Origin of the sequence: Dysgonomonas sp. GY75, from assembly GCF_015234155.1 — a bacterium.
GTDB lineage: Bacteria > Bacteroidota > Bacteroidia > Bacteroidales > Dysgonomonadaceae > Dysgonomonas > Dysgonomonas gadei.
Window position 1 is genome coordinate 724298 of record NZ_JADCLQ010000036.1, and the last position, 18614, is coordinate 742911.

The following is an 18614-nucleotide window of genomic DNA, read 5'->3' on the forward strand; positions in this document are numbered from 1 at the left end:
AGTATGAAAAAGACATCATTGTTTGCAACATTACTCTTAATGGTATTCGTAAATAACCTCGCTTTCACACAGATTGTAACCCATTCTGTACCGAAAGAACTTTATTACAAGATGCATAATGACGATTATACCGTGCAGGTACGTGTTCCGGGAGATCGGGAATGGACAGACCTGTATGAGTATAACGTGAAAGTGGATATGGATACGAAATCCGATGCATCGATGGTTTATTTTGATTTTAATGGTACTGTCGAGATCAAAGTACAGAAGAATAACGGAGATATAAATAAGGCCGTAATTCGTCCGCTATCGAAAGGGATAATACCACAGATCAATGATAATGTTATAACTTTCATGCTTGATTCACCCAAGAACTTATCGGTAGAATTTAACGGAGACCGCCTCCGCAATCTGCATATTTTCACAAACCCCATTGAGACAGATAAGCCCCAAAAAGATACGGAAGGAATTATGTATTTTGAAGCGGGATTACATAAACCGACCGGTGATGAAGGTGTCTTCAAAATCCCATCGAATACGACTGTTTATTTGGAAGGCGGGGCTGTACTGAATGGAAAACTACTATGCGAGAATGTAGAAAATGTGAAAATATGTGGACGAGGTTTCATCTTGGAACCAACGCAAGGTATTGCCATCAACTTCTCCAAGAATGTGCAGATTCATGATATAATAGCCATCAATCCGCGTCACTACTCAATTGCCGGAGGCCAGTCATCGGGAATAACGATCCGCAATTTCAGATCATTCAGCAATCAGGGGTGGAGTGACGGTATTGATATGATGTGCTGCCGTGATGTGCTGATAGATAACGTCTTTATGCGCAATAGTGATGATTGTATTGCCTTATACAACCACAGATGGGAATTTTACGGAGGAAGCAGCAACATAACTGTGCAGAATTCCACTCTATGGGCAGATATCGCTCATCCCATAAATATGGGTGGACATGGAGACCCAAACAATAATCCCGGTGAGGTGATGGAAAATATAACGATCCGCAATGTCGATATTTTAGAGCATGATGAGGACGATCCTCCTTATCAGGGATGTATCTCTATTGATGCAGGAGATCGTAATCTGGTACGCAATGTATTATGTGAAGATATCAGGGTGGAAAATATACAGGAAGGAAGATTACTGTATATAAAGGTTCGTTTCAATGAGAAATATGATAAACAACCCGGACGCGGTATTGAAAACGTTACGTTCCGCAATATATCCTATAATGGCACGAATGAGAGTTTATGTGTACTCGAGGGGCTAAGTAAAGATCAGATAATAAAAGACATAACCTTTGAGAATATAACCATAAACGGTAAAAGGATTAACAATCTGGATTATTTCCGTCAGAATGAGTTTGTTAAGAATATTCGCTTTAAATAAAAATCAGGAAAATGAAATATATAGTTATCACCATATTTCTCTTAATCACTTATCCGTATTTATCGGCACAGCAAATACCATTACCCTCAAATCTGCCGCAGGCACATCCCCGGTTAATGACCACACCCGGCTATAAACCTACATTGGAAAAGCAGCTAAAGGAAGATATATGGGCAAAAGAAGTGATGCAAGGTATACTGGACAGAATAAACCCCTATGTAGAGAGGACACAGACAGAACCCGACTGGCTTTATTCCCGCCTGATGATGTACTGGAAAAGTAAAGCGACACAAGTATATATCAATGGAGGAGTTTATTCCCATGCCGACGGCGAAGCCCCCGTTCCTACTGTTCGTTTCGGCAGCACACGCGGAGTGAGTTCACCTTTCAGCCGGCCCAAGATAGAAGATATTGTCCCTTATATGGACGATACAAAAGGAGTTTATTTCCGTAATACATCAAAAGAAAGCAGCCCTCTGGAATGGGTTGACCAATCAAACGTATCGGGAGGAAGTATCGAAAGTGTAAACGAAGAGATAATGCGGATTGCTAAAGATGCAGCTTTTGTATATTGGATAACCGGCGATGAAAAATATGCAAAATTTGCGTTCGATCTGTTCAACACTTATATGATGGGAATGCATTACCGTACCGAGCCTGTCGATTTAGGTAACGGACATGCGCAGACATTAGCAGGGATGTCCACATTCGAAGTAATACAGGAACGTATACTTAACGAACTGGCTTATTTATACGATTTCATCTACCCTTACATACAAGCAAAACATAGTGATAAAACAGATATATATGCCATAACATTCAAAAAGTGGATAGATATATCGATCAAAAACGGTGTTCCCCATAACAACTGGAATCTGCATAAGTCTAAGTTTATTCTTAAAGTGGCAATGGTACTAGAGGATAATAGAACCTATGCAGACGGTAAAGGACGAGAGTATTATATAGACTATATACTGAATAAAACCTCTGCCCGCCAATGGTCACTAACTGACTTTATGAAATACGGCTACGATTATGATACAGGTATATGGAACGAATGTCCCGGATATGCACAGGGCGTAACTAAAGATCTGACCAATTTTATCCGCGATTACGATAATACCTTCAATCAGAATTTACTACCCTATATCCCTGTAATGGTAGAGGCGGTAAAAGTGCTTCCTCAATACCTGTTTCCAAACAACCAGATTACGGCATTCGGTGACACCTATTATGGAGGATTGCATACTGAAGCAATGAGCGATATGGTGCGCATTGCTCAAAAGTATGGTGACAAAGAGAATGAAATATTATTTACTAAAATGTACAAGCTGTTCGAACCAAATGCAGTACAACAGGGTACCCCGGAAAAGTTAGCTCCGCAGGTAGCATCATTCTTTACAAGCAAGCCGCTTGCTTTAGATAAAAACATAGAGAAAGGCAAACCTGGTGATTATATTACACAGACCTTTTACGCCCCGAATGTAAGCTGGTTTGTGCAGCGCAATAAATACGATGACAAGCAAAATAGTCTGATGATATCCCAATACGCTTCGTATGGAAACCATGCCCACAGCAACGGTGTTGCCATGGAACTGTATGGCAAAGGCCATATACTTGGGGCAGAATCAGGTATCGGTTCAACCTATTTTGAAAAGCCATACCTGGAATACTACTCACAGTTTCCTGCGCACAATACGGTGATGGTAGACGGTATATCCAAATATCCGGAAATGCTGAGCAACCACCCCTTCGACTTACTTAGCTGTTATCCCGAATCCAATCAGAAAGAAGGTTATTACAAAAATATAACCTTTTCGGATGTATACTTCTTAGAACCCGAAAGCCGCAGCGACCAGAACCGCCTGTTAAGCATTGTCAGCACAGGAGAGGCAACAGGATATTATGTCGATATCTTCCGCTCGAAGAAACAACGTAATGGAGATAAGTTCCATGACTATTTCTATCATAATCTCGGACAAGAACTTTTTATCCAAAATATAAAAGGGGAAAATTTAAACCTGCAACCAAGCGAAGAAATGGCTTTTGCAGGAGGACATCTTTTTGCCCTCGATTATATGTGGGATAAGAAGTCGGCAAAGACAAACGAGGACTATCAGGCTGTATGGAAAATGAGCTTTCCAGATGGCAACCATATATATATGAATTTATGGATGAAGGGATATCCTAACAGAGAAATATTCTCTATCAAAGCGCCGGCATGCAAAGCATTCCGTAATAATAATGACTTTCCGTATGAAGTAAATAAATCGCCATATCTGACGATTGCAGCCCGTCAATATGGCGAGGCCTGGAATCGTCCGTTTGTATCGGTATTTGAGCCGGCTACCGAGAAAGAAGGTAAATCCATCCGGTCGATAGAATCATTTAATGTAAACGATGCTTCCCCCGATTTTGTAGGCTTAGTGGTAAATAATAAATCAGGCAGGACAGATTATATCTTTTCTTCGGTAAAGGACGAAATGGTTGTTTATAACAATATGGCAGTTAACGGAACATATGCAGTAATAAGTGAGAAAGGTAATGATTTTACCTTATTCTTAGGCAATGGAACATTGGTAGGAGGCAAAGGCTTTAAAATAGAAGCGGCTGAAAAAGTAAATGCTGTACTCGAATATAAAAACGGGGAATATTACTTCACCTGCGATAAGCCTGTTACAATAAAAACAGAAAAAGGTAAGCAAATTAATAAGGATAAGACAACTTATCAAAAGATAAAGCTATGAAGAAAAACATATTTATATCGATAACTATCCTGGCAGTTGGTTTCTTCTGCTTGAACCGGGTACAAGCAGCCTCTGTACATATTTCCAGCCTGAAGGAATTAGTTTATTACGCTCACGAAAGTAATAATAATGTCAAGCTGAAACCGGGTATATATAGATTAACCGACTATTTGACCCCCGATTCGATAGAAGCCAAGTTAAAAAGGAATGATTTTCAATATATTACTTTCAAAGGGAATAATAATACATTCAATCTTGAAGGTGTCCATATAGAAATAGATACCAAACTACGGGAACTGCTAAAGTTCCCCATTCATACAAATGAAATAATAGTATCCGGAAATGGAAATATACTAAAAGGGCTGAAAATAACCTGCATAGGAAATGGCCTTTCTCCCGGGGGAGCCACGTTTGAAGTAGCAGGAGAAAATAATAAGATAGAAGATTTTAATATTACAGTCCGGGGTTCTTTTCCGTATGGCTATGGTGATTTGTTCGGTAAGGGAGGTCCCGATGTCATAAGGCATAAGAAGCAAAGCGGATTCCTTATCACAGGCAGTTATACGCGAATAATCAGGTGCAAACTTTTTATGCGTTCGTTCGGACACGGCTTTTACATCCAGAAAGAAGCGGGTAATATATATTTTGAAGATTGTTATGTAGAGGGAGAAGTCCGTCCGACAGACGAAATAATAAAGGAAACATCAGGTCCTGCTTTCGATGTTAAATTCCGGACATGGACTCCTAACAGGGAAGGAAAATATATTGTGACTCCCGGTTATATGAAGTCCCTTTGTGAAGACGGTTTCCGCACATACGGGCAAAATAAGAGTATCCATTTCAAAAACTGCGTTGCAAAAAACACGCGCGGAGGATTCGAATTACGCACAAATGGAGGCGTCACTTTGGAAAATTGTTCTGTAATCGGCGTAGAAAGAGGCTTTTGGTTTGGAAACAATGCTGTGGCTAAGAATTGCAAAGGTGATGCCAACTATGGCCCTCTACTATTTATGGAAGGTAGTAATGCGAATGTTGAAATAGAAGTATTACCCGATGAGTCGGACAGAATTGTCCATGCCCTGGCAACCATTCAAGGAAATAATAATAAGATAATATTAAAATCTTCAAAAGGCAAGAATAGGACAAAGCCTTTATCTATACTGATAGGATATACCCATCCCGAACATGGAGAAGCAATGTCTCCATATGGAGAGGGAAAATGCACAAAACTCCAATTTAAAAATACAACCGGTATGCCGGTCATTGTCGGCCCTATGGTAAGCGATTGTATTATTGAAACAATAGGCGCTATTGGAGAAGACGAAGGGCAAAATAATACTATAAAATATCTGAAATAAACTATGAAAAGAATAGCCATCATATTAAACCTGTTGGTTTGCCTGATATCCAATGCCCAAACATACAAATCGCAAGTCTGGGTAGCAGATCAGGGTAACGGGACATACAAGAACCCTATACTTTATGCCGACTATTCCGATCCGGACGTTATCCGTGTAGGGGATGATTATTATATGACAGCCTCCAGTTTCAACTGTGTGCCGGGCTTACCGATATTACATTCGAAAGATCTGATCAATTGGAGAATTATTAACTATGCTCTTCAGGACTTATACACGGAAGGTATAGAACTACAAAACTTCTTTGATAAAGCACAGCATGGCAAAGGTGTATGGGCTCCATGTATCCGCTACCATAAAGGCGAATATATGATCTATTGGGGCGATCCTGACTTTGGCATCTATGTAGTCAAGACAAAGGATATATCCGGGAGATGGGATAAACCGATACTCGTGCTTCCCGGAAAAGGGAGAATAGACCCTAGTCCGCTCTTCGACGATGATGGTAAAGTATACCTTACTCATGCCTGGGCAGGGAGCCGCACTAATATGAATAGTGTAATGACCCTTTGTGAATTAAATGAGGATGGAACAAAGGCTATCAGTGAGGAAAGTCTTATTTATGACGGATTACTTCATGGTAACCATACAACCGAAGGTGGCAAATTTTATAAAAAGGATGGATATTATTACCTGCTGGCTCCTGCCGGAGGGGTAGAAATGGGTTGGCAGATAGCTCTCCGTTCGAAAAATATATACGGACCTTACGAAATGAAAAAAGTTCTCTATCAAGGTAATACGGATATCAATGGTCCTCATCAGGGAGGGTTAGTGGATACACAGACTGGTGAATGGTGGTTTATGCATTTTCAAGATAAGGGAGCATACGGGCGTATAATACATCTGCAACCTGTAACATGGAAAGATAACTGGCCTGTAATGGGCGTTAACGATAAAAATTATTGTGGTGAACCTGTATTGTCTTATAAAAAACCTAATGTAGGAAAAACTTATCCGATACAAACACCTCAGGAAAGTGATGAATTCAATACTCCGAAGTTGGGCTTACAATGGTCGTGGCATGCCAATCCTCAACAGACCTGGGGATATGCTTCCAATTTGGGGTATTACAGAATGTACGGGCAATATTACCCGATATTTTATAATAACTTCTGGGATATCCCGAACCTGTTGATGCAAAAAATCACAGCACCGGAATTTACTGTTACTATGAAAGTAACAGCAGTACTGCAAAATGAAGGAGACAAAGCAGGCCTTATCATGATGGGTTGGGATTATGCATACATAGCTCTGGTAAAAACAAGAGATGGTTATGACCTGGAACAAATAGAATGTAAGGATGCTGAACAAAAAAACAAAGAAAAGGAAATCGCAAGAGTTACACTGAGAAATCTGAAAACTGAAATAAAATATAATTACCATACAAAACTGGAAAATACAGAATTCTATTTTCGGGCATCAGTAAAAGAGGGTGGTATGTGCTCTTTCTCTTACAGTACAGATGGTAAGAAATTTCAAAAGCCAGGTGAACAGTTTACTGCCAGACAAGGAAAATGGATTGGAGCAAAAACAGGTATGTTCATTTTAAATAAAACAGAAAAGACACAACGTTCATGGATTGATATAGATTGGTTCAGGATAGAAAAAAGGTGAAAATATAAAGTATAAAACATATATGAAACTAAGAAATGTCATTTTAGGAATCAGTACCTCTTTATTACTGTTCTCCTGCACACAGAAAAACACATCAGAAGACTTTGATGTAGATAAAAACCTGATCTATTGTAATACACAAATACAAAGGACATTATCTGAAATATCCGGCAAGCAGATGATGCCACGCAATATCATGGACAGCCTGACCCATTGGAAACTTGTCCCTATAGAAATTAGTGAATGGACCATTGGCTTCTGGCCCGGCATACTTTGGTATAATTACGAAAACACAAAAAACCCCACAGATGCGGATGTAGCAACTTATTATACCGACTTGCTGGAACCACTCACCAAACTTCCGGCTTATGATCATGACCTCGGCTTTCAGATATTTTGTAGCTATGGAAATGCTTATCGTTTAACCGGAAATGAGAAATATAAGCAGATCATCCTGAATGCAGCCGATACACTTGCTACCCTGTTCAATCCGAAAGTAGGAACAATCCTGTCATGGCCACGCGAAGTAGAACCTAATAATTGGCCGCATAATACAATCATGGATAATATGATTAATCTGGAAATGCTGTTTTGGGCAGCCAAAAATGGCGGTGACAAAAAACTTTACGAAATTGCTACAAAGCATGCAGAGACCACTATGAAACATCATTTCCGTGAGGATGGTGGGAATTATCACGTAGCAGTTTATGACACCATTACAGGAGATTTTATCAAAGGGGTCACCCACCAGGGATATGCCGACAGCACTCTTTGGGCAAGGGGACAGGCTTGGGCTATTTATGGTTACGCGATGGTTTACCGTGAAACACAGGATAAAACCTTCTTACGCTTTGCAGAAAAAGTAACAGATCTTTATTTAAACAGGTTACCAAAAGACGAATATGTACCTTTCTGGGACTTCGATGCACCTAATATTCCAAACGAGCCACGTGATGCTTCGGCGGCGGCAATCGTTGCTTCGGGACTTTTGGAACTATCTCAATTGGAAGATAATCCACAAAAAGCACAAGAATATAAAACTGCTGCAATAAACATGCTCATTGAACTTTCTTCGGATAAATTCCAGAGTGGAGCGTGTAAACCGTCATTCTTATTGCATAGTGTTGGACATTGGCCTAATGGCTCAGAAGTGGACGCTGCGATCAATTATGCAGACTATTACTATATCGAAGCCTTGATAAGGTATAAGAAAATGATGAATGGACTATCTGTTATTGAAAACCTCAAGGGTTAATATCGAATCCTGATTTTTGAAAGAGTTTAGGTACTCGTATTATCATTGTAGCAAAGATAATTTTTGACTTATTCCTTACAGGATTCACCTCCCATTATCCACATTATAATATAATTAAAGCAAAAGAGAGTTTTACACGCTGTGTAAAACTCTCTTTTCTTCGTAGCGGGACCGAGAATTGAACTCGGGACCTCATGATTATGAATCATGCGCTCTAACCATCTGAGCTATCCCGCCAACTTTATGTTAGCGGGTGCAAAAATAGAAGATTATTTTATATAATACAAACTTCCGGCTGGAAAATAACAAAAATATTTCCATCCTCTCATTAAATGAAGCTTATAAGCCTATATAAATTCACTAATAAAGATTAAGAACAATATCTTTCATCATAATATTTGCCTTAACATTTTTCTTTTTACTACTTTTGTACTCAATTTGAGTATCTGTAGTTAATGCTAAAAATTAAACGACTATATACATTCGTCATCCAAACATTCCTACCTGTCTTTGCTATGACATTTGTGATATGTTTGTTCATTGTACTGATGCAATTCTTGTGGCGTTATGTCGAAGACCTTGTTGGTAAAGGGCTCGACATTTCGGTCTTAGCCGAACTCTTTCTATATGCCGCCTTCCAGCTAATACCAATGGCGCTGCCTTTGTCTCTGCTATTGGCTTCGCTTATGGCATTCGGTAATCTGGGCGAGCGGCTCGAATTACTTTCCATCAAAGCATCCGGAGTCTCGCTACTTAAAGCGATGAAGCCTCTGATAATACTTGTCGCATTTATTTCCATTGGCGCATTCTTTTTTCAGAATGAGGCAATGCCCCGTATTCAGGTTAAATTAAGGGCGTTGTTATGGTCAATCAAGCAGAAATCGCCCGAACTGGATATCCCTGAAGGCTCTTTTTATAGCGACATTCCAAACTATAACCTGTATGTGAAGAAGAAAAATCGCGAAACCAAGATGTTGCACGAAGTGATGATATACGATACATCCAAAGGCTTTGACAACATGGCTGTAATAGTTTGCGATTCGGCCCTGATGAGAGGTTCGGAAGACAAAACCTTTCTTTTATTAAACCTGTATCACGGGCAGCAGTTCGCTAATTTCCGGCAAGCCGATGTTAATAGCACAAGTAGCAGAAACAATAATCAATTTGCGCCCTATAGCCGGGAGAATTTCAAGGAAAAAGAAGTTATTATTCCGTTCAATACAGGATTTGACCGCATGGATGAATCCAATCTGGAAGGAACACAGATATCCAAAAATATCGTTCAGCTCTCCCACTCCATCGACTCCATGAGTGCGCGACTGGATAGTGTAAATATCAGGGACCGGAAAATAATCGGCCAACACACATATTTCTCATACCGGAATACTGAAGCCTATCAAAACAGGCTTAAAGAAGCCGATTCGCTCAAAGTAGAGAAACCTAAAGCCCTACAAAAAAAGGAACAACCGGCAAAAATTGATTTCGATTCCTTACTGAATTCATACAGCAGAGACGAAATGGCGCAACATTTAATGTCTGCTGCCAGCGAAGCCGAGAATAGCCGTTACAACATGCTGGAGTCTACCCAAAAAGCAGGACTTCAAAAAAACATCAGGTTTCACGAAGTAGAGAGGCATCGCAAATTCACCCTATCTTTTGCCTGTCTTATCTTCTTCTTCATAGGCGCTCCTTTGGGCGCGATTATACGCAAAGGTGGATTAGGGATGCCTGTAGTTGTGTCTGTCGCGTTATTTATAGTCTACTATATTATAGACAACATTGGCTATAAAATGGCTCGCGACGGCGTCTGGGAAGCGTGGCAGGGTATGTGGCTCAGTTCATTCGCATTATTCCCGTTAGGCGTATTCCTCACTTATAAAGCGATGAATGATTCCGCCTTATTCAATCCTGAAGCATATGGTAAATTTATACGGAAGATCTTCTTTATAAAGACTCCTCCAAAGATCAGCGATGAAAGGCGCAATATTATTGTCAAAAAAATACCTGATGTATCGGAGCTCGATCTTCAACCCGAAATCCTTAATGGTCTACGCGCTATGGATACCGACAAACTACGGGATTTGATACAGAATTATAAGAAATATAATTACGAAAAGGATATGCAGCTGGCCGCCCTGAGTATCCTGAAAGAAAGAGGAGCTGAAATAGGCGGGATCATAGATAAACAAGACGCACAATATATGGATAATGCCGAATTCCTGTATGACTATAGTTCTAAATGGACTATGGCAGGTTATATCTTATGCATCTTCCTCCTGATAACCAATCTGACAGGGTTTTCATGGATCATCGACGTTTCGTATCTATTCTTGTTTATACGGTCGATGTTTTACTATTTTGCTTTTTACACCAATATAAAGAAGCGGTCTAAACTATACCATTTCTTTATTGTAATATTCTCATTTATGTTCTATCCTCTCGTATATTTCTATGTTACCAGACAGATAGGCAAGGATAAAAAAGAAGTTGAAATCATTTCATACTCTTAAGTTTTTAAGGAAAGATATATAATATGGAAAAAATAAAACTGGATACAGTAGAAGAAGCCATAGAAGAAATAAGGAATGGCAACTTCGTTATTGTTGTCGATGATGAAGACCGCGAAAATGAAGGAGACCTCATCATTGCCGCGGAAGCCATCACTCCGGAAAAGGTAAATTTTATGGAGACACATGCCAGAGGCCTTATTTGTGCACCCATTACAGCAGAACGTTGTGAAGAACTTGATTTACCAATGATGGTTACTCACAACACTGCAACTCATGCCACACCTTTTACAGTATCTATAGATTTACTCAAAAATGGTGTAACCACCGGAATATCAGCCTACGACAGGGCGCAAACAATACTTGCACTGACCCGTAAAGACACCAAGCCTGAAGATTTTGGGCGTCCCGGACACATTTTCCCTCTACGTGCCAAAGACAAAGGTGTACTTAGCCGCATCGGGCATACAGAAGCAGCCGTAGACCTTGCCCGCCTTGCCGGATTATATCCCGCAGGAGTTCTGATAGAGATAAAGAAAGAAGACGGAGAAATGGCGCGCCTACCCGAATTACGCGAAATGGCCGACAAATATAATCTGAAATTAATTTCGGTAGCCGATCTTATAAAATACAGACTGGAAAGAGAATCACTGATCGAAAAAGGGGCGGAAGTGAATATGCCTACCGAATACGGGCATTTTCATCTGATTCCTTTCAAACAAAAATCGACAGGACTGGAACATGTAGCACTTATAAAAGGAACATGGGAGAAAGATGAACCTATCCTTGTCCGTGTACACTCATCATGCGTTACAGGCGACATATTCGGCTCTAAGCGTTGCGAGTGTGGCGAACAGCTGCACAAGTCAATGGAGATGATCCAGAAAGAAGGAAAAGGTGTAATCGTATATCTTAATCAGGAAGGACGCGGAATCGGGCTAATGGCAAAGATGGAAGCCTACAAACTTCAGGAAGAAGGATACGATACAGTAGATGCAAACCTTCATCTTGGTTACCGTGCCGACGAACGCGACTATGGCGTAGGAGCAGCCATCCTAAGAGAATTAGGTGTCAGTAAGATGCGATTATTAACCAATAACCCTGTCAAGCGAAAGGGATTAGAATCTTTCGGACTGACTGTAGTAGGCAATGTGCCTATCGAAGTTACACCTAACAAATATAACGAGTTCTATATGCATACGAAAAAAGAGCGTATGGGGCACGATTTACATAATGTAGATTAATCAAGAAAAGGTCAATAACCTAAATATAATAAACAACTATGTCACAAGTATCAGCACGTATAGCAAGTCTTGCAGTATCGGAGACTTTGGCTATGTCTCAGAAAAGCAATGAGCTAAAAGCTCAGGGCATCAATGTTATCAACCTGAGTGTAGGGGAACCTGATTTCTTCACCCCCGCCCATGTAAAAGAAGCTGCAAAAAAAGCTATCGACGATAACTTTTCTTTCTATACACCCGTGCCCGGCTATCTGTCGCTGCGGCAGGCAATATGCAAAAAGCTGGAAACAGAAAACGGACTTAGCTATAAGCCTGAGCAGATTATTTGTTCTAATGGAGCAAAGCAGGACGTTTGTAATGTGGTACTTTGTGTTGTCAATCCGGGTGACGAAGTGATTATCCCTGCTCCATGCTGGGTTAGTTATGTAGAAATGGTGAAACTGGCGGAAGGTAAAAGTGTGGTAATACGCACAGGTATCGAACAGGATTTTAAAATGACTCCTGCGCAACTGGAAGCAGCTATTACGCCAAAGACAAGGGCTATTATATTATGCTCGCCTTCGAATCCTACAGGCAGCATCTATTCTAAAGCCGAACTGGAGGCAATAGCAAATGTATTGGCCAAGCATCCGAACATCATCATCATTGCGGACGAGATATACGAACATATTAACTATCTGGGAAAACATGAGAGCATTGCCCAGTTCGAAAATATCAAAGACCGTGTTGCCATTATCAACGGAGTATCCAAAGCATATGCCATGACAGGCTGGCGTCTGGGATGGGTAGCCGCACCTCAGTGGCTCGCTTCGGCTTGTAACAAATTGCAGGGACAATATACTTCAGGGGCTTCATCCATAGCTCAGAAGGCTGCCGAAGCGGCTTATCTGGGAGAACAACAATGCGTGGAAGACATGAGACTGGCATTCCAACGCCGTCGCGACCTGATTGTGAAGCTGGCGTCTGAGATAGAAGGATTTAAGGTGAATAAGCCGGAAGGGGCTTTCTATCTGTTCCCAGAATGCAGCTATTATCTTGGTAAGTCGTACAATGGACGGCAAATAAATACATCGGCTGATCTCGCGATGTTCCTGCTCGAAGAAGGCCATGTGGCTTGTGTGGGCGGACTTGCATTCGAAGCACCGGACTATATCCGTTTTTCATATGCTACTTCTGACGAGAATATTGTAGAGGCTATGAGACGGGTGAAAGAGACGTTGGGGAAATTGAAGTAAACATAACATCTACAGATAAAGAACAAAGGTTGGTTCCTTATTGGAAGCCAGCCTTTAATACTTAATCAGGGCAAACGCATCAAATTGTTCAACTTCTATCGAAGGCCCGTAGGGGCGTATTGCATACGCCCGCATAGCAAAATATCACAATTGGGCGTATGCAATACGCCCCTACATGAGGCTGAAAACAACTTTAGGAATTTTGATGCGTTTGCCCTAATACTTAATGCGAATCATTAGTTATATAAGATTCGTTATTCAGAAATAACTCATATAATACACAAAAGCCACATTTTTTATAAAGTAATGTGGCAATGTGAATACAAAAATGTTAAAAAACAAAAAGATTGTAACCTTTTTATTTTTTTTGCGACATATAAGTATAAAAGTTCTGGCTCGAGCGCTAACACTTTATAATAAAATCTATATTTGTGTGTTCATAATTTTCATATCTAACAGTTAATAAGCGTGATAAGAATTAATAACTTGAACAAGACCTACTATAACGGCGCTCCTTTGCACGTTTTGAAGGGGATCAATCTGGAAGTTGAGAAAGGAGAGCTGGTTTCCATCATGGGAGCTTCCGGTTCGGGTAAATCCACTCTATTGAATATTCTCGGTATACTGGACAATTACGACACGGGTCAGTATTATCTCGACAATGTTTTGATAAATAAACCGAGCGAGACATATGCAGCCGAATTGAGAAACAAGAAGATAGGTTTTATTTTCCAGTCTTTCAACCTTATTTCATTCAAAAATGCAATGGAAAATGTCGCATTGCCCCTCTATTATCAGGGGATGAACCGTAAGAAACGGAATAAGCTGGCAATGGAATACCTAGACAAAATGGGACTGGCAAGTCATGCCGACCATTTGCCCAACGAATTATCGGGAGGACAGAAGCAGCGTGTTGCCATAGCGCGTGCACTCATAGCACAGCCCCAGGTAATACTGGCCGACGAACCTACGGGTGCATTAGATAGTACAACGTCAAGAGACGTAATGCAATTGTTGCGAGAGATAAATACAAACGATGGTATCACAATGCTTATCGTAACGCACGAACAGGCTGTAGCCAATGCGACCGACCGCGTAATACATATAAAAGACGGTATAATAGGTTCGATAGAGATAAACGAGAATCCTGTAATAGAGATGTAAGGCCACAGGCCCTTTATTATCCGGTAAGTAAAACAACAGGAATGAGTAAGAGTTATTGAAATATATAAAATCTGTCCATTCCTTAAATAACACCTTTTTCTATGTTTGATTTTGACTCACTACGGGAAATACTCTCAACCATCAGTAAAAATAAGCTGCGCACCACCCTTACAGGCTTTGCTGTGGCTTGGGGTATATTTATGCTGATAGTCCTGCTAGGAACCGGAAATGGACTGAAAAACGGAGTAACTTCAAACTTTTCCCGTAGAGCCCAGAATTCAGTTACCTTGTGGCCGGGATGGACCTCGATGCCGTATAAAGGATTTCCCACCAACAGAGAGATCAAATTTGACGGACGGGATTATGACCTGATAAAAAATAAGATTCCGGAAGTACAATATGTTTCCGCACGGATAAGTAAGACCGTCAACCTGTCTTATCTGCAGGAATATGGTTCATGGTCGCTTGACGGGGTTTCTCAAGATGCAGCATATATAAATAATATCAAGGTAAGAAGCGGGGAAGGTCGTTTTCTGAATAAAATTGATGTGGATAATCGCAGAAAAGTAATAGTTATCAATCAGGAAATAAAAAAGATATTATTTAAAGATCAGGACCCTTTAGGAAAATATGTGATCGCTGATAACAATATGGCATATCAGGTGATCGGGATTTATGACGACGAAAATGAATTCCGTAACAGCCCTCCGGCGTACATTCCTTTCACAACTGCTCAGATGCTCTATAGTAAAGGCTTTGGATTCCGGCAAATCGATTTCACCATAGTCGGGTTAAATACATTGAAACAGAATCAGGATTTCACAGAAAGATTGCGTCAAAAACTCGGAAAACTGCACGAGTTCGATCCCGCCGACAGATCTGCCCTCTACATCCGTAATACCGCTGAAGACATGATTGAAGCAAACATGATTTTTTCAGGTATCAATATATTTTTATGGATAATAGGCGGGGCTTCGCTCATGGCAGGAATAGTAGGCGTAGGCAATATAATGTTGATAACAGTAAAAGAACGGACAAGGGAAATAGGGATACGAAAAGCAATAGGTGCAAAATCAGGCTCGATATTGAGACTGATCATATTTGAATCCATTCTTATAACTACCATCGCCGGCTATATAGGAATGATGGGGGGAATAGCCATAAATGAATTCGGGCTGATGACCGATCTGATATTTAGCATGCCTACCGACGGGCCCCCGATATTCAAAGATCCTTCGGTCGATTTATCAACTATCTTTAAAGCAACTATCGTCATGATAATAGCGGGTGTCGTATCGGGATTTATGCCTGCGCTGAAAGCGACAAAGATAAGTCCGATAGAAGCTATGCGGGCAGAATAAAAAAATTAAATTAGCGCAATATGTTTGATTTAGATAACTGGCAGGAGATATGGATTACCATCAAGCGAAACAAGCTTCGGAGTTTTCTTACAGGCTTTGGAGTATTTTGGGGGCTTTTCATGCTTATTCTGCTCATCGGACTGGGAGGTTCCTTGCAAGGAGGAATATATAAAAACTTCGAGGCTTTTGCCTCCAATTCCTGCTTCTTCTGGACACAACGTACAAGTGAACCTTATGATGGGTTCCGGAAAGGCCGTCAGTGGACGATGAAGACAAAAGATGTGCAAGCAATAAGAGATAAAGCCAAATCGGTAGAATATGTATCTCCGGTACTGTTTATTGGCGGCGGTGACAAAAATGTAGTTAACGGGAATAAATCGGGAAGCTATGGCGTCAGAGGCATATATACTGAACACTTTAAGATAGAAGGCCAGCACGTTCTGCAAGGACGCCTGTTTAATGAGATAGATATAGATAAGAGTCGCAAAGTCTGTATTATTGGCCGGGAGGTTTACGAAACATTATTCGCCAAAAGCGAAGACCCTATAGGAAAGTATATCAGAGTAAATGGGATTTACTTTCAAGTGATAGGAGTCATCCGGCCAAAATCGAAAATATCCATTGGAGGAGATGTGGAATCGTCTGTATTCTTACCATTCTCCACCACCCAGAGGGCTTTCAATCAGGGACAGGATATTTATTTCATGGCATGCACCGCCAAGCCCGGCTATCCGGCATCAGTCGTAGAACAAGAGGTAAAAAGCATCTTAAAGGCCGCACACAGCATATCCCCCTCGGACGAAAAGGCAATAGGCAGTTTCAATATAGAGAAAGAGTTCCAGATATTCAACAACCTGTTCAGCGGAATTGATATATTGATTTGGTTTGTTGGAATAGGAGCCCTTATGTCCGGTATCATAGGGATAAGTAATATCATGCTGGTCACCGTACGGGAACGTACCCGGGAAATCGGCGTGCGCAGGGCGATAGGAGCCAAACCGCTTTCCGTTATGTTGCAAATAATGAGTGAGAGTTTCGTATTGACAGCAATCGCTGGATTTTCGGGATTTTTCTTTGGTGTGCTTATTTTAAGTATGATAAGTCAGGGAATGAGTAGTATGAATAACGAAGATATGATTTTCTTACCTCCGTTAGTTTCCTTTGGTACAGCAATGGCTGCCATGGGAATACTCATCGCATCGGGAATTTTTGCAGGCCTCATGCCTGCCATGCGGGCACTCAGTGTGAAAGCGATAGATGCTATCAGGGACGAATAAATTTATCTATATATAAATAGCCGGCTCATTGCCGTAAACATACAAGCCTCTGTAGAGTCAGAGACGGTAAAATAAAAAATGTGACACATCAAAAAGTATGATAAAGTTGTAACCTTTGTTACCTTTTAACAAGTAGTAAGTATAAAGGAGTTCTAATTGTTGACTGCTAACTGTTTACTGTTAACTGTAAATAGTGTAACCTTTGTTACTTTTTGGATGATGATTAATAATATAACAGAAAAAAATTGTAAACTATATATTATATGAAAAAGGTTCTCAGAATAGCACTGTTTGTGATTATAGGATTAGTGGTCCTTGGCACATTCTTTTTCCTTTGGAAAAAATCGCAGCCTAAAGAAGTCAGATACGAAATCATTACCGTTGAAGAAGGAAATGTGGAAAATACTTCAGTAGCAACAGGTAAAGTATCGCCCCGTGATGAAATTTTAATCAAGCCGCAGATATCCGGTATTATATCGGAGGTTCTTAAAGAAGCAGGTGACTTTGTAAAACAGGGAGATATTATTGCCACCGTAAAGGTTATACCCGAAGTTGCCCAGTTGAACTCTGCCGAATCACGCGTGAATGTAGCACAGATTAACCTTACACAGGTAAGAGCTGAACATGAACGACAAAAAGACCTGTTTTCGAAGGGAGTGATAGCCAAAGAAGAAATGGACAAATCGGATGCCGATTACAAAAAGGCTATCGAGGAACTGGAAAATTCGAAAGACAATCTGGATATCGTAAAAACCGGTATATCTAAAAAAACGGCACAATATAGCAACACACAAATCCGTTCTACCATCACAGGTATGATATTGGATGTACCGGTAAAAGCCGGTAACTCGGTGATACAGGCCAACACATTCAACGACGGTACCACTATCGCCACTGTAGCAAACATGAATGATATGATATTCATCGGAAAGATAGACGAAACTGAAGTAGGCCGCGTACATACAGGTATGCCGATCAAACTGTCGGTAGGGGCTATTGAAGGTAAAAAATTTGATGCAATATTAGAGTATATCGCACCTAAAGGAGTAGAGGAAAACGGAGCCATCCTGTTTGAAATAAAGGCTGCCGCCCGCATCCCCGATACAGTGATGGTGAGAGCCGGATATAGCGCCAACGCCGAGATCGTATTGGCTAAAGTGGAAAAGGTATTGACCATACCCGAAAGTACAATCACATTCAGCAACGATTCATCTTTCGTTTATATACTGACAGACACTACCAACCACAAGCAGGTATTTGACAAAAAGCTGGTAAAAGTAGGATTATCGGACGGAATAAAAGTAGAAGTAAAAGAGGGACTCAGCAAAGGCCAGAAAGTCAGAGGCAATGAAGTTTCGGACAAGCCAAAAGAAGCTCCTAAAAATTAACAG

General features: G+C 40.6%; 12 protein-coding genes and 1 tRNA gene. 12 read left to right on the forward strand and 1 reads right to left on the reverse strand.

Features of this window, described 5'->3' with window-relative positions; translation table 11 throughout:
• Positions 1–3 precede the first annotated feature (3 nt).
• From IR083_RS15020 to IR083_RS15040, 5 genes are read left to right on the forward strand one after another with little or no spacing between them, the layout of a single operon-like run.
• Positions 4–1404 (forward strand): glycosyl hydrolase family 28 protein, encoded by a 1401-nt coding sequence (locus IR083_RS15020; protein ID WP_194224939.1) that lies wholly within the window; start codon positions 4–6, stop codon positions 1402–1404.
• An 11-nt stretch (positions 1405–1415) separates the two neighbouring features.
• On the forward strand, positions 1416–4151 hold the full coding sequence (locus IR083_RS15025; RefSeq protein WP_194224940.1) for a heparinase II/III family protein: 2736 nt from the start codon (positions 1416–1418) through the stop codon (positions 4149–4151).
• Positions 4148–5509, forward strand: a complete 1362-nt coding sequence (locus tag IR083_RS15030; protein ID WP_194224941.1) for a right-handed parallel beta-helix repeat-containing protein — start codon at positions 4148–4150, stop codon at positions 5507–5509. Before IR083_RS15025 ends, IR083_RS15030 begins: the two co-directional genes overlap by 4 nt.
• Before the next feature lie 3 nt (positions 5510–5512).
• Positions 5513–7183 (forward strand): glycoside hydrolase 43 family protein, encoded by a 1671-nt coding sequence (locus IR083_RS15035; protein ID WP_194224942.1) that lies wholly within the window; start codon positions 5513–5515, stop codon positions 7181–7183.
• A gap of 22 nt (positions 7184–7205) precedes the next feature.
• Positions 7206–8438 carry a glycoside hydrolase family 88 protein gene (locus IR083_RS15040; protein WP_006799923.1) on the forward strand — a complete coding sequence of 411 codons (1233 nt, stop codon included), beginning with the start codon at positions 7206–7208 and terminating at the stop codon, positions 8436–8438.
• A 163-nt stretch (positions 8439–8601) separates the two neighbouring features.
• Here IR083_RS15040 and IR083_RS15045 read toward each other — a convergent pair.
• Positions 8602–8675: transfer RNA gene (locus IR083_RS15045), tRNA-Met, on the reverse strand.
• A gap of 218 nt (positions 8676–8893) precedes the next feature.
• Here IR083_RS15045 and IR083_RS15050 point away from each other — a divergent pair.
• The 7 genes from IR083_RS15050 (at position 8894) to IR083_RS15080 (ending at position 18611) form a co-directional block, all read left to right on the forward strand.
• Positions 8894–10948: an LptF/LptG family permease gene (locus IR083_RS15050; RefSeq protein WP_194224943.1), complete on the forward strand. Its 2055-nt coding sequence runs from the start codon at positions 8894–8896 to the stop codon at positions 10946–10948.
• Positions 10949–10971: 23 nt separating this feature from the next.
• On the forward strand, positions 10972–12189 hold the full coding sequence (locus IR083_RS15055; RefSeq protein WP_006799921.1) for a bifunctional 3,4-dihydroxy-2-butanone-4-phosphate synthase/GTP cyclohydrolase II: 1218 nt from the start codon (positions 10972–10974) through the stop codon (positions 12187–12189).
• Between the two features lie 38 nt (positions 12190–12227).
• Positions 12228–13421, forward strand: coding sequence for a pyridoxal phosphate-dependent aminotransferase (locus IR083_RS15060; protein WP_194224944.1), 1194 nt, complete (start codon positions 12228–12230; stop codon positions 13419–13421).
• Positions 13422–13889: 468 nt separating this feature from the next.
• Positions 13890–14585 carry an ABC transporter ATP-binding protein gene (locus IR083_RS15065; protein WP_006799919.1) on the forward strand — a complete coding sequence of 232 codons (696 nt, stop codon included), beginning with the start codon at positions 13890–13892 and terminating at the stop codon, positions 14583–14585.
• Positions 14586–14686: 101 nt separating this feature from the next.
• Positions 14687–15946: an ABC transporter permease gene (locus IR083_RS15070; protein ID WP_194224945.1), complete on the forward strand. Its 1260-nt coding sequence runs from the start codon at positions 14687–14689 to the stop codon at positions 15944–15946.
• Between the two features lie 20 nt (positions 15947–15966).
• The gene (locus IR083_RS15075; protein ID WP_006799917.1) at positions 15967–17223 is read left to right on the forward strand and encodes an ABC transporter permease; all 1257 of its coding nucleotides are present in this window, start codon (positions 15967–15969) and stop codon (positions 17221–17223) included.
• Positions 17224–17486: 263 nt separating this feature from the next.
• Positions 17487–18611, forward strand: coding sequence for an efflux RND transporter periplasmic adaptor subunit (locus IR083_RS15080; protein ID WP_194224946.1), 1125 nt, complete (start codon positions 17487–17489; stop codon positions 18609–18611).
• Positions 18612–18614 lie beyond the last annotated feature (3 nt).